Origin of the sequence: Bacillus sp. OV166, assembly GCF_900177675.1 — a bacterium.
GTDB lineage: Bacteria > Bacillota > Bacilli > Bacillales > Cytobacillaceae > Neobacillus.
The window spans coordinates 2,007,697-2,022,061 of the sequence record NZ_FXWM01000001.1; the positions used below are offsets into that span (position 1 = coordinate 2,007,697).

General features: G+C 38.8%; 12 protein-coding genes. All 12 read left to right on the plus strand.

The annotated features are described in order from the left end of the window. Positions 1–12 precede the first annotated feature (12 nt). Positions 13–807, plus strand: a complete 795-nt coding sequence (locus CCK98_RS09660) for a phosphatidate cytidylyltransferase (protein WP_088086384.1) — start codon at positions 13–15, stop codon at positions 805–807. 36 nt (positions 808–843) lie between these two features. Further along, positions 844–1,986 carry a 1-deoxy-D-xylulose-5-phosphate reductoisomerase gene (gene dxr, locus CCK98_RS09665; protein WP_088086385.1) on the plus strand — a complete coding sequence of 381 codons (1,143 nt, stop codon included), beginning with the start codon at positions 844–846 and terminating at the stop codon, positions 1,984–1,986. 60 nt (positions 1,987–2,046) lie between these two features. Further along, a complete protein-coding gene (gene rseP, locus CCK98_RS09670; protein WP_088086386.1) occupies positions 2,047–3,306 on the plus strand; it encodes an RIP metalloprotease RseP in 1,260 nt (419 codons plus the stop codon). Between the two features lie 186 nt (positions 3,307–3,492). After that, the gene (locus CCK98_RS09675; RefSeq protein ID WP_088086387.1) at positions 3,493–7,818 is read left to right on the plus strand and encodes a PolC-type DNA polymerase III; all 4,326 of its coding nucleotides are present in this window, start codon (positions 3,493–3,495) and stop codon (positions 7,816–7,818) included. Between the two features lie 318 nt (positions 7,819–8,136). After that, positions 8,137–8,607: a ribosome maturation factor RimP gene (gene rimP, locus CCK98_RS09680; protein WP_088086388.1), complete on the plus strand. Its 471-nt coding sequence runs from the start codon at positions 8,137–8,139 to the stop codon at positions 8,605–8,607. A gap of 36 nt (positions 8,608–8,643) precedes the next feature. After that, complete coding sequence (gene nusA / locus CCK98_RS09685) at positions 8,644–9,765, plus strand: transcription termination factor NusA (RefSeq protein WP_088086389.1); 1,122 nt, start codon at positions 8,644–8,646, stop codon at positions 9,763–9,765. 19 nt (positions 9,766–9,784) lie between these two features. Next, a complete protein-coding gene (gene rnpM / locus CCK98_RS09690; protein WP_088086390.1) occupies positions 9,785–10,057 on the plus strand; it encodes an RNase P modulator RnpM in 273 nt (90 codons plus the stop codon). A gap of 8 nt (positions 10,058–10,065) precedes the next feature. Further along, a complete protein-coding gene (locus CCK98_RS09695) occupies positions 10,066–10,368 on the plus strand; it encodes a YlxQ family RNA-binding protein (RefSeq protein ID WP_088086391.1) in 303 nt (100 codons plus the stop codon). Between the two features lie 19 nt (positions 10,369–10,387). Next, positions 10,388–12,703 (plus strand): translation initiation factor IF-2, encoded by a 2,316-nt coding sequence (infB, locus tag CCK98_RS09700; RefSeq protein ID WP_088086392.1) that lies wholly within the window; start codon positions 10,388–10,390, stop codon positions 12,701–12,703. Further along, positions 12,700–12,981 (plus strand): DUF503 domain-containing protein, encoded by a 282-nt coding sequence (locus CCK98_RS09705; protein WP_088086393.1) that lies wholly within the window; start codon positions 12,700–12,702, stop codon positions 12,979–12,981. The genes infB and CCK98_RS09705 overlap by 4 nt, the downstream gene beginning before the upstream one ends. Before the next feature lie 17 nt (positions 12,982–12,998). Then, on the plus strand, positions 12,999–13,370 hold the full coding sequence (gene rbfA / locus CCK98_RS09710; RefSeq protein ID WP_088086394.1) for a 30S ribosome-binding factor RbfA: 372 nt from the start codon (positions 12,999–13,001) through the stop codon (positions 13,368–13,370). 57 nt (positions 13,371–13,427) lie between these two features. Next, the gene (gene truB / locus CCK98_RS09715) at positions 13,428–14,363 is read left to right on the plus strand and encodes a tRNA pseudouridine(55) synthase TruB (RefSeq protein WP_088086395.1); all 936 of its coding nucleotides are present in this window, start codon (positions 13,428–13,430) and stop codon (positions 14,361–14,363) included. Positions 14,364–14,365 lie beyond the last annotated feature (2 nt).

A 14,365-nucleotide genomic window follows, 5' to 3' on the forward strand; every position in this document is an offset into this window, starting at 1 on the left:
ATGAAATATTAGATGAAGCAAAGAATCATTACAGGAGTCGTTGCAGCTGCACTATTTTTACCAATTGTCTATTATGGTGGATTTCCACTTGTAATATTAACCTACTTTTTAGCGACGATCGGATTGTATGAGTTATTAAAAATGAAAAAACTTACTATTTTTTCGGTTAATGGTGTGTTAGCACTTTTATTTCTGTGGGTGTTGCTCTTTCCCGAAAAATATTATCCCATATTAGATTCCTTTTATTATTCAAAAATAGAGATATGTATTGCATTAGTTCTTTTGTTATTAACTTACACCGTTATTACCAAAAATCAATTTACATTTGAAGACGTTTCTTTTTCTATCCTATCAGCCATTTATGTAGGTATTGGCTTTTACTTTTTCTTTGAAACGAGGCAGGATGGGGGACTTGTCTATATTTTATATTCTTTATTTATGATTTGGGCTACTGATTCAGGTGCTTATTTTATTGGAAAAGCTCTTGGTAAAACAAAGCTATGGCCCGAAATTAGCCCGAATAAGACAGTTGAAGGGTCGATTGGCGGAATCGCCTGTGCAGTTGTTGTGGCTGTCATCTTTGTTCTCCTCTCAAACATTAACGTCGGTCTATTAACATTAATGGGAATTACAATCGTCCTTTCCGTTTTTGGACAAATTGGTGACTTAGTTGAATCAGCCTTTAAGCGTCATTTTAATGTCAAAGATTCTGGTACAATCTTGCCAGGTCATGGTGGAATTCTTGATCGATTTGACAGCCTATTATTTGTTTGGCCCTTGTTACATTTTTTTCACCTTTGGTTATAGAGCGCGTGCGCTTCACATTTAGGAGTTGACTTTTTATTGAAAACCATTAGCTTATTGGGTGCAACCGGATCGATAGGAACCCAAACCTTAGATATTATCCGTGAGCATCCATCTGAATTTAAATTAGCAGCCTTTTCTGTGGGTAAAAATATCGATTTGGCTCGAAAAATGATTGTTGAATTTCAGCCTGAGCTTGTTTCTGTACAAGACTATCATGACTGTAATACATTAAAAGCAGAATTTCCTAATATTAAATTCACTTTTGGTCAGGAAGGACTAATCGAGACAGCAGTTTATGAAAAAGCCGATATTCTTGTCAACGCAGTTCTTGGCAGTGTGGGGTTAAACCCGACTTTACAAGCGATTGAATGTGGGAAGATAATCGCGATTGCCAATAAAGAAACACTGGTTACTGCAGGTCATTTAGTTATGGATGCGGCTAAAAGAAATAATGTACCACTCCTTCCGGTCGATAGTGAACATTCTGCCATTTTTCAAGCTTTGCAGGGGGAAAAGGAGAAAAACATTGAAAGATTAATTCTAACTGCTTCCGGCGGGAGCTTTCGTGACCTCTCCAGGCAAGAATTGAAAAATGTTACCGTGGAGCAAGCACTAAACCATCCAAATTGGACGATGGGGGCAAAAATCACAATTGATTCGGCATCAATGATGAACAAAGGTTTAGAAGTAATTGAAGCTCATTGGCTTTTCAATATGCCATATGAAAAAATTGATGTACTGCTTCATAAAGAAAGCATCATCCATTCAATGATTGAGTTTCACGATAGCAGTATCATTGCTCAGCTTGGAACGCCAGATATGAGAGTGCCAATTCAATATGCGCTCACCTATCCTGATCGTTTGCCATTGCCTTCATCAAAACGTTTGGATCTGGCAAGGATTGGGAAATTGCATTTCGAGGAAATGGATGCCGCGAGATTCCGCTGTCTTGGTTTTGCTTATGAGGCTGGGAAAAAAGGTGGATCGATGCCAACGGTATTGAATGCAGCGAATGAAGTGGCCGTGGCAGCTTTTCTAGAAGGGAAAATTAGGTTCTTGCAGATTGAAGATTTGATTGAGAAAGCCCTAACCGCCCATCAAATCACGGAACACCCTAGCCTAACTTCAATCCAAGAAATAGACAAAGAAACAAGAGAATATGTTCATTCACTCCTGTAAGAAAAACGGAAGCGCAAGTAAAAGAATCTCTCTTATCCTGAAAAAAAAGGTGGTTTTATTTTGACTACAGTTATTGCCTTTATAGTGATTTTTGGCGCACTCGTATTCTTTCATGAATTAGGTCATTTGATTTTCGCAAAAAGGGCTGGTATTTTATGCCGTGAATTTGCAATTGGTTTTGGCCCAAAAGTATTTTCCCATAAAAGAGCGGAGACAACATATACCATTCGGTTACTTCCGATTGGTGGATTTGTGCGCATGGCTGGCGAAGATCCGGAAATGATTGAAATAAAGCCTGGTTATCGTATTGGCTTGTTGTTAGATAAGGATGAAAAAGTAAATAAAATCATCTTAAATAATAAAGAGAAGTTTCCTAATTGTCGGATCGTAGAAGTGGAATATGCCGATATCGAAAAGGATTTAGTTATTAAAGGATTTCCTGAAGATGAAGATGAAGTATTAAAAACCTTTATCATTGACCCAAAAGCAGTCATCGTGGAAAATGGAATCGAGTCACAGATTGCTCCAATTGATCGTCAATTCGGATCAAAAACATTAGGACAAAGAACGATGGCTATTTTTGCTGGTCCGATGATGAATTTTGTACTTGCATTCATTTTATTTATTATTATTGCTTTTATACAGGGGGTACCTACGAATGAACCTAAGTTAGGTGAAATAACTCCTGATGGGGCAGCGATGGCTGCTGGTCTTAAAAAAGGTGATCTCATCCAGACGATTAATGGTTCAGAAATTTCGAGTTGGTCTGATGTAGTGGAGGTCATTCGGAAAAATCCAAATGAAAAGCTCGACTTTTCTATTCTCCGTGACAAAAAGGATTTAGATATCACAGTAACCCCAATTGAAAAAACGGTTGAAGGAAAGAAAATTGGGCTTATTGGTGTTTATAGTCCTGTTGAAAAGTCTCCTATTCAAGCAATTAAGGCAGGTTTCACAGAAACCTATTTTTGGACGAAACAGATTTTTGTAATGGTTGGTAAATTAGTCACTGGCCAATTTTCAATTGATGCACTTTCTGGTCCTGTTGGTATTTACCAAGCAACAGATTCTGTAGCTAAATCGGGTATTTATTATTTAATGAAATGGGCAGGGATTTTAAGCATTAACTTAGGTATTATGAACTTATTACCTATTCCCGCTCTTGACGGTGGAAGATTAATGTTTTTTGCTGTCGAAGCTGTTAGAGGCAAGCCGATTGACCGTCAAAAGGAAGGTATGGTTCATTTTATAGGATTCGCCCTCTTAATGCTGCTCATGCTTGTTGTAACTTGGAATGACATTCAAAGGTTTTTCTTGTAGTATGTAATCTTTAATTTATTTTGGGGGCCGTTAAATACGGTCCCTATTCTTATTTTTAAAGAAAACTATTTAACTAAAATGGAGAAATTTTTCTGTCGAATAAAGCCGAATCATTTTGAGTCATATGATATAATTACTTTTTGACGAGATAAAAAAAGCGATATTTAATAGATGGGAGAGAGAACGATGAGCGAACATGCCCTAGGCAAAAAAGAGCGATTCCAACTCTTGCTCCAGCAGCTGCAATTGATCGAGGATGCTGTTGTAGTGCATTTCAATAATGCGCAAATTGAAAGGTTATTAGTGGAAAAAAAAGCTAGAAAGTGGCATTTTCAATTTTTATTTGAAAATATACTTCCCTATAATGTTTATGTAATGTTTACGTCACAGCTTGAACGGACATTTTCAAACATTGCAACGATTTCCTTCCATATAAATGTAACAAATCAAATTATTTCACCGGAATTATTACGAGATTATTGGAGTTATAGCATTCAGCAAATTGATGGAATTGCTCCGCCGCTTTTAAAACTATTACATGAACAACTTCCCGAAGTGAACGGTAATAAGCTTACAATTTCAGTTCGTAATGATACTGAGGGACAAGCACTAAAGCGGAAATATGGCGAGACGATCGCTAAGATCTATCAATCATTTGGATTTCCCAATTTATCGATTGAGACAGTAATAAAAAGTAACGAGAAAAATGAAGAATATCAACAATTTCTTCTTGCAAAGCAAAAGGAAGATCAAGAACGCGGACTTCAAGCAATGGTTGAATTGCAGAGAAAAGAAGCTGAAAAGGATCAGGCATCTGGTGATCTTCCATCTGGACCGCTTACTATTGGACTTACCATTAAGGATAATAATGACTTCCGAAGTCTGATTGATATTGTTGATGAAGAAAGACGAATAGCTGTAGAAGGGTTTATCTTTGATGCGGAAATACGTGAACTCAGGAGCGGCCGTTCCCTGCTGACCTTCAAAATAACTGATTACACAAGCTCTATTATGGTAAAAATGTTTTCACGCGATAAAGAGGATGCAGCCCTGTTCCAGCTTGTCAAAAAAGGAATGTGGGTAAAAGTTCGAGGCAGCATTCAGAATGATACCTTTGTTCGTGACCTCGTGATGATTGGAAATGATATTAATGAAATTAAGCCTGTTGGCCGAAAGGATACTGCACCCGAAGATCAGAAACGTGTAGAACTCCATCTTCATACACCAATGAGCCAAATGGATGCAGTCACACCTGTTAGCGCACTGATTGCACAGGCAAAAAAATGGGGACATAAAGCAATTGCAGTAACCGATCACGCGGTTGCACAATCATTCCCTGAAGCGTATGGTGCTGGGAAGAAAAATGATATTAAAATTCTCTATGGGGTTGAAGTAAATTTAGTGGATGATGGGGTGCCAATTGCCTATAATGATGCACATCGTCAACTAGCTGAGGATACCTATGTTGTATTTGACGTTGAAACTACGGGACTATCAGCGGTGTACAATACAATTATTGAGCTTGCTGCTGTGAAAATACATGACGGTGAAATCATTGACCGCTTCGAATCCTTTGCCAATCCTCATCACCGTTTATCGGCAACAACGATCAACCTCACTGGAATTACCGATGATATGGTCCAAACCGCCCCAGAAATTGAGGTAGTTCTTCGGAATTTTAGTGAATGGGCTGGTGATGCTATTCTTGTAGCCCATAATGCTTCCTTTGATATGGGTTTCCTCAATGTCGGATATAGAAAAATAGGCTTTGAAAAGGCAAAGAATCCTGTTATTGATACACTTGAACTTGGACGATTTCTCTATCCAGAGATGAAAAACCATCGTTTAAATACACTAACTAAGAAGTTTGATATTGAATTAACCCAACATCACCGCGCCATTTATGATGCAGAGGCAACCGGTTATCTCCTATTGAAAATGTTAAAGGATTCCCTCGAAAAAGGAATTGAATACCATGACCAGTTCAATGATAATATGGGGAAAGGAAATGCCTACCAACGGGCACGTCCTTATCACTGTACACTTTTAGCCCAAACACAAGCGGGATTAAAAAACCTTTTTAAACTCGTATCTATATCACACCTTGAATATTTTTATCGAGTTCCTAGATTACCAAGATCTGTTTTGCAAAAATACAGAGAAGGGATTTTAGTTGGCTCCGGTTGTAATAAAGGTGAGGTATTTGAAGGAATGATGCAAAAATCCCCAGAGGAAGTGGAAGGCGCTGCCCGTTTTTATGATTATCTTGAAGTCATGCCGAAAGAAGTAAATGCACCGTTGATTGAAATGGAATTGGTGAGCGATGAAAAAGCAATGGAAGATATTATTGCGAAAATCATTACGCTTGGTGATAAATTAGAATTGCCAGTTGTTGCAACTGGAAATGTCCATTACCTTAATGAAAATGATAAAATTTATCGAAAAATATTAATTAATTCCCAGGGTGGAGCTAACCCGCTAAATCGCCATGAACTTCCCGATGTTCACTTTAGGACAACTAATGAAATGCTTGATGCTTTTTCATTTTTAGGAAAAGAGAAAGCAAAAGAAATTGTTGTAACTAACACGAATAAAATTGCGGATATGATTGAAGTCATTAAACCAATTAAAGACGATTTGTATACACCGAAAATTGAAGGCGCCGATGAAGAAATGCGTGAAATGAGTTATGCAATGGCGCGGAGAATTTACGGTGACAACTTGCCGGAAATAGTGGAAGCCAGGTTAGAAAAGGAATTGAAAAGTATTATTGGGCATGGATTTGCCGTAATTTATTTGATTTCTCATAAGCTTGTTAAAAAGTCCTTGGATGATGGTTACCTTGTAGGTTCAAGGGGATCTGTGGGTTCATCACTTGTAGCTACAATGACAGAAATTACCGAGGTAAATCCACTACCACCTCATTATGTGTGTCCAACCTGTAAGCATTCAGAGTTTTTTAATGATGGTTCTGTCGGTTCAGGCTTTGATTTACCTGATAAGGATTGTCCACAATGTGGTGGAAAATACCATAAGGATGGGCACGATATTCCGTTCGAAACGTTTCTTGGCTTTAAAGGGGACAAAGTTCCTGATATCGATTTAAACTTCTCTGGTGAATACCAGCCGAAGGCCCATAATTATACAAAGGTCCTGTTTGGTGAGGATAATGTATTCCGCGCTGGGACGATTGGTACAGTCGCAGACAAGACCGCTTTTGGATATGTTAAAGCATATCAACAGGATAACAATCTACAACTGCGTGGTGCCGAAGTAGAACGCCTTGCTTCAGGCTGTACAGGTGTTAAAAGAACAACGGGTCAACATCCAGGTGGTATTATTGTTATACCTGATTACATGGATGTTTATGATTTTTCACCGATTCAATTCCCGGCAGATGATAGAAATTCAGAATGGAAGACAACACATTTCGATTTCCATTCCATCCATGATAATGTCCTAAAGCTAGATATCCTCGGACATGATGACCCGACCGTTATTAGGATGCTTCAGGACCTGAGCGGAATGGATCCGAAAACAATCCCTACAGATGATCCTGAAGTCATGAAAATCTTCAGCGGGACCGAGTCATTAGGCGTAACTGAAAAGCAGATCATGTGTAAAACTGGAACACTTGGTATTCCAGAGTTTGGAACTCGATTCGTTCGGCAAATGCTTGAGGATACGAAACCAACAACGTTCTCTGAACTTGTTCAAATATCGGGGTTATCACATGGTACCGATGTATGGCTTGGGAATGCCCAAGAATTAATCCATAATCAAACATGTAATCTTAGTGAAGTTATTGGCTGTCGTGATGATATCATGGTCTACCTAATTTATCAGGGACTGGACCCATCCTTTGCTTTTAAAATTATGGAATCAGTTCGTAAGGGTAAAGGCTTAAGTGAAGAAATGGAAGCAGAGATGCGGAAAAACGAAGTTCCAGAATGGTATATCGACTCTTGTAAGAAGATTAAATACATGTTCCCAAAGGCCCATGCTGCTGCATATGTACTTATGGCAGTTAGAATTGCATATTTCAAGGTACATCTGCCGCTCCTTTATTACGCCGCTTATTTTACTGTCCGCGCGGAAGACTTTGACATTGAAGCAATGTCGCGCGGTTCAGAATCGATACGTGCAAAAATAGAAGAAATAAATGCAAAAGGCCTAGAAGCATCAAACAAAGAAAAAAACTTATTAACGGTTTTGGAACTAGCACTTGAAATGACTGAAAGGGGCTTTGTTTTCCAGAACTACGATTTATATAAATCTTCATCATCTGAATTCATCATTGAAGGCAATACCTTAATACCGCCGTTTAATTCGATTCCAGGCTTAGGAACGAATGCGGCCTATAATATTGTCAAGGCAAGGGAATCAGGAGAATTTTTATCCAAAGAAGATTTACAGCAACGAGGAAAGGTATCTAAGACTATCCTTGAATATTTAGACAAACAAGGGTGCCTATCATCCCTTCCAGAGCAAAACCAGCTTTCTCTGTTTTAACTTGGATTATCTTCTATCTCCAGCGCCTACGGGCTCGAGTCATAAGCCAATCGCTTCGGAAGGCAAAAAGCGCCTTCTGTCAGCGCTTGTCTTATGCTGGTCGCCCCTGATCAAGGCGCTTCCGCTTTTGGGCGCTATTTGCATTAAAATGTTGGTTATGGTATAGTTTTATTGGAAATACTAAGAAATACTCTCGTGATCAAGAGTGGGGAAACCCGCTCTTTCGTTTTTGTATAAATCTTTTTTCTTAGTAACTTGATAAAACTCTCCGTGAACTACATACAATATGGGTGAAATTTTCGGAAAAGGAGGTAAAGCATGAGCAAGGTAACGGAAGTTGTAGAAGAGCTTGCTACGCCTATTTTTCAAGAGCTTGGTTTGGAATTAGTGGAAATTGAGTATGTGAAGGAAGGGAAAAGCTGGTTTCTTCGCGTATATATCGATAAAGACAACGGTGTTGATATTGAGGATTGCGGACTCGTTAGCGAAAAACTCAGCGAAAAACTCGATGAGCTTGATCCGATTCCCCATAACTACTTTCTTGAAGTTTCTTCACCTGGAGCAGAGCGTCCATTGAGAAAAGATAAAGATTTCCAAAAGGCAATAGGTAAAAGTGTCTTTATCAAAACTTATGAACCGATTGATGGGGAGAAAAGCTTCGAAGGGACATTATTAGAATTTGATGGTCAACATTTAAAAATCGAAATGAAGATTAAAACCCGGAAGAAGACAATTGAAATTCCCTATGAAAAAGTAGCCAACGCGCGATTAGCTGTTACTTTTTCGTAATGAAATTATAGATAAAGGATAGGGGGATACAAAAAGATGAGCAGCGAATTATTAGATGCTCTTACAATACTGGAAAGAGAAAAAGGTATTTCCAGAGATGTTTTAATTGAAGCGATCGAAGCAGCTCTTGTTTCGGCATATCGCCGAAATTTTAATCAAGCCCAGAATGTTCGGATTGATTTAAATTTACAGACAGGATCAATGCGCGTTTTTGCTAGAAAAGAAGTGGTCGATCAAGTATTTGACCCTCGTCTCGAAATTTCCTTAGAGGATGCGAGACAAATCACACCAAATTACCAAGTTGAAGATATTGTTGAAATGGAAGTTACACCCAAGGACTTTGGGCGGATTGCAGCTCAAACTGCCAAGCAAGTGGTTACTCAACGTGTAAGAGAAGCTGAACGCGGAATTATTTATTCGGAATTTATTGACCGTGAAGAAGATATTATGACTGGTATTGTTCAAAGACTCGATTCTAAATTCATTTATGTAAGTCTTGGGAAAATCGAGGCATTATTACCTGTAAACGAGCAAATGCCAAATGAACGTTATAAGCCTCATGATCGAATTAAAGTATTTATTACAAAAGTTGAAAAGACCACCAAGGGGCCGCAAATATTCGTATCTCGGACACATCCTGGTCTCTTAAAACGTTTGTTTGAAATTGAAGTTCCTGAAATTTATGATGGAACCGTTGAGATTAAGTCAGTTGCCCGTGAGGCAGGGGATCGCTCGAAGATTTCTGTCCACTCGGATAATAATGAGGTAGATCCAGTTGGGTCTTGTGTTGGACCTAAGGGTGCGAGGGTTCAAGCTGTTGTTAATGAATTAAAGGGTGAAAAAATCGATATTGTTAAGTGGTCAGCGGACCCAGTAGTGTTTGTGGCAAACTCACTTAGTCCCTCAAAAGTATTAGATGTTATGGTTAACGAGAATGAAAAAGCAACAACAGTTGTTGTTCCTGATTATCAGCTTTCATTAGCAATCGGGAAACGAGGACAAAATGCCCGCCTAGCAGCAAAACTAACAGGCTGGAAAATTGATATTAAATCAGAAACTGAAGCACGTGAGATTGGAATTTATCCACGTGAAGAAACCATTAGGCTTTTTGATGATCAAGTTGATACTGATTTCGATTATGAAGAAGAGTTGGACTAAAAAGTGAGGTGAATGATGAATGAACAATCAGAAAAAAGTTCCTATGCGCAAGTGTGTTGCAACCGGTGATATGAAACCGAAAAAAGAACTTGTTCGCATCGTTCGCTCAAAGGAAGGGGAGGTATCCATCGACCTGACGGGGAAGAAATCCGGAAGGGGTGCCTACCTTTCAAGGGACAAGGAAGCTGTCTTACTTGCCAAGAAAAAAAATACCCTATCTAATCACTTACAGGTTTCTATAAATGATTCGTTATACGAAGAGCTACTTGAGCTTATAGAGAAGGAGAATTGACAATCCAAATGAAACAAAATCAATGGATGTCATTGCTTGGCTTGGCCAATCGAGCACGCAAAATCATATCAGGTGAGGAGCTTACCGTGAAGCAGATTCAAAGCGGAAAGGCGCATCTCATTTTATTATCCGCAGATGCTTCTGCAAATACGACAAAAAAGATTACTGATAAGTGTAATTCGTATGAGGTTCCATATAAAATTGTGGAAAATCGTCATCTTCTTGGCCAAGCGATTGGTAAGGAAGCCCGCGTTGTTGTAGCTGTACTGGATGATGGATTTGCCAAAAAAATGGTAACGTTGCTCGATTAAATCTAGCGGGGGTGAAAAGATGAGTAAAATACGTGTATATGAATATGCAAAAAAACACAACATTTCAAGTAAAGATATCATCACAAAACTAAAAGAAATGAATATAGAGGTCTCTAATCATATGGCAACAATAGAAGACGCAGAAGTTAAAAAGCTTGACGAAACATTCAGTAAAAAGGATAACAAGTCTCCACAGCAAAACACAGAGAATAAACAAAATGGACAGCAGCAACAACGAACAAACTCTCGTCCAACTCAAACGCAGCGTCAAAACCAAAGACCTGCACAGTCAACGCAAAGGCCGCAAGTTCAGACGAAAACTCCTAAAGCATTTGAAGAAGCAGCTGATAAAAATGCCGCTCCTAGCAAGGTAAAAGTTGTTTCTCCTCCAAAGACGGTCGAAGGCAAAAAGCAAAACCAGGAATATCAATCCAAAGAAAATAAGGTTTTCAGCAATGCTGATAAAGCTAAAGCCAAGCCTTATAATAATAATCAAAATCGTAATAATAATAATAAAAATAAGAAAAAAACTCATACGCCAGTTCAACAAGCCCAGCCACAGAAGAAAAAAGAGAAGGAGCTTCCAGCGAAAATTACTTTCAGTGAATCTCTAACTGTGGGCGAATTAGCAAAGAAAATTTACCGTGAGCCTTCAGAGATTATTAAAAAGCTCTTTTTATTAGGTGTCATGGCCACAATTAATCAAGTCTTAGATAAAGATGCGATTGAATTGATTGCAAGCGAATATGGGGTTGAAGTGGAAGAAGAAATTAAAGTAGATACAACAGATCTTGAAGTATACTTTACTGAAGATTCAGATGATTCTCAAGAGGAAAGACCTTCTGTTGTAACAATAATGGGTCACGTTGACCACGGTAAAACAACCTTGCTAGATTCCATCCGTAACACAAAGGTTACAGAGGGTGAAGCGGGGGGAATTACCCAGCATATTGGTGCCTATCAAGTGGTTGAAAACGGGAAAAAGATTACCTTCCTTGATACACCAGGACACGCTGCCTTTACGACAATGCGTGCACGTGGTGCTAAAATAACTGATATTACCATCCTAGTAGTAGCTGCAGATGATGGTGTTATGCCGCAAACTGTTGAAGCGATTAACCATGCAAAAGCTGCCGAGGTTCCAATTATTGTAGCAGTTAATAAAATGGATAAAGAAGCTGCAAATGCTGACCGTGTAATGCAAGAGTTGACTGAACATGGATTAGTATCAGAAGCATGGGGTGGAGATACTATCTTTGTACCACTTTCTGCAAAAACGGGAGAAGGCATTGACACCCTTCTAGAAATGATATTACTCGTTAGTGAAGTAGAAGAATATAAAGCGAATCCAAATCGCAAAGCTGTTGGTACTGTTATCGAAGCACAATTAGATAAAGGTCGTGGATCCGTTGCAACCTTACTAGTACAAAACGGTACACTAAAAATTGGTGATCCAATTGTTGTTGGTCATACCTTTGGCCGTGTCCGTGCAATGGTGAATGACAAAGGACGCCGTGTCAAAGAGGCAGGTCCTTCAACTCCTGTTGAAATAACTGGACTTAATGACGTGCCACAAGCTGGAGATCGTTTCGTTGTATTTGAAGACGAAAAAACTGCACGTCAAGTTGGAGAATCACGAGCTCAAACAGCACTGGTAGCCCAACGTGGTGAAAAATCCATTGTTAGTCTAGAAACGCTTTTTGATCAATTAAAGCAAGGTGAAATGAAGGATTTAAACATCATCCTTAAAGCGGACGTACAAGGGTCTGCTGAAGCCGTTGCCGCTTCTCTTCAAAAAATAGATGTTGAAGGTGTTAACATCAAAATTATTCATAGCGGTGCTGGAGCGATTAATGAGTCGGATATTAGTCTTGCTGCTGCATCTAATGCCATCGTCATCGGTTTTAACGTTCGCCCTGATGTAAATGCGAAACGTGCAGCAGAAGCGGAGAAAGTTGACGTCCGTCTTCATCGTATAATTTATAAAGTGATTGAAGAGATTGAAGCAGCAATGAAAGGTATGCTTGATCCTGAATTCCAAGAAAAAATAATTGGTCAAGCAGAAATCCGTCAAACCTTTAAAGTTTCAAAGGTAGGAACAATTGCTGGTTCATATGTAACGGATGGTAAAATTACCCGCGACAGCGGTATTCGTTTAATTCGTAACGGTGTTGTCACTTTTGAAGGTAATATTGATGCGTTAAAACGATTTAAAGATGATGTAAAAGAAGTTGCCCAAGGTTACGAATGTGGTATTACAATTAAAAACTTTAATGATGTTAAAGAAGGAGACATCATTGAAGCATATGTAATGGAAGAAATTGAACGTAAATGATCATCGGTGTGGCCGAATGTGAATGTATGATCTATGATGCTCATTCTTTAAAAGAGAAACGGGCTGTCCTTCAACGAATCCTTACACGCTTAAAACAGAAATTTAATGTTTCTGTATCAGAAGTTGGCTTTCAGGATATGTGGCAACGAACGAAAATTGCCATAGTTGTCGTAACTTCCACGCGTGTATCGACGGAACATGAGTTGCAAAATGCTTTGAAATTAATCGACTCATTTCCAGAAATAGAGAGAACGATCACCGAGATTGAATGGCTTTAAGTTAAGAGGTGAATGTGATGAGCCACAGAGCAAATCGTGTTGGAGAACAAATGAAAAAAGAACTAGGTGACATCATAGGTCGCAAAATCAAAGATCCACGTATTGGTTTTGTGACGGTTACCGACGTTGAAGTAACAGGAGATTTACAACAGGCGAAAGTGTATATTTCCGTATTAGGTGATGAAGAGCAAAGGGAAAATACCTTAAAAGGGCTGGCCAAAGCAAAAGGTTTTATTCGGACCGAAATTGGCCACCGTATTCGCCTTCGTAAAACACCTGAAATCATCTTTGAATGGGATGAATCTATCGATTACGGGAATCGAATTGATACACTTCTTCATCAACTGCATAAGGATGAAAAGCCTTTAGAAAAAAGTGAAGAAGAATAATTGGATAGACATTGTCTATCCTTTTTTTTCGATAATTTTTTGATTGGAGGATTTTAATTGGAAGGAATAATACCGTTATATAAGCCTGCGGGTTTGACATCCCATGATTGTGTGTTTAGATTGCGGAAGATTTTAAAAACAAAAAAGGTAGGGCATACGGGTACTCTTGATCCAGACGTAACAGGAGTGCTTCCAATTTGTATAGGGAAAGCAACAAAAGTTGCTGAATACATAACCGATGCTGGTAAATCGTATGAGGGAGAAGTAACAATTGGTTTTTCGACTACTACTGAAGATGCTTCTGGTGAAATAGTGGAGCAGAAACCAGTGGATCGGACCATTCGACGAGAAGAGATTCTCCAAGTTTTTCATTCAATAACCGGTGAAATTGAACAAACACCGCCTATGTTCTCGGCAGTAAAAGTGGGAGGAGTTCGTCTTTATGAATATGCACGGAAGGGTATAGAAGTCGAACGTCCCACTAGAAAGGTAACGATTTATTCCATTGAATTATTAGATGACCGTGATGAATTTATCGGTGAAACTGTACAGTTTAGGTTTAAGGTCAGTTGCAGTAAAGGGACGTACATCCGGACCTTAGCGGTAATGATTGGTGAAATTCTGGGCTTCCCTGCACATATGTCCTTTTTACAAAGAGTTCAATCTGCTGCTTTTTCATTAGAGGATTGTTTGACGTTTGATGAAATTGAAAAACATATGGAGGCTGGGACAATTTCAAGTGTACTAAGGCCTTTAGAAACAGCACTTTCTCATTTGCCGAAATTACTAATTAATGATAAAGTAGCAGAGAAAGTGAAAAATGGCGCATTATTACAAATGCCAGAGCATTTAAAATCTAGTAACGGACCGATTGTCACTGAAACTGCTGAAGGACTAGCTCTTGCTATTTATTCAAAACATCCAAGCAAGCCAGACCTCTTTAAACCAGTTAAAGTGTTACGTAATGATTTAGAAGAAAAAGGTACGGTATAGAA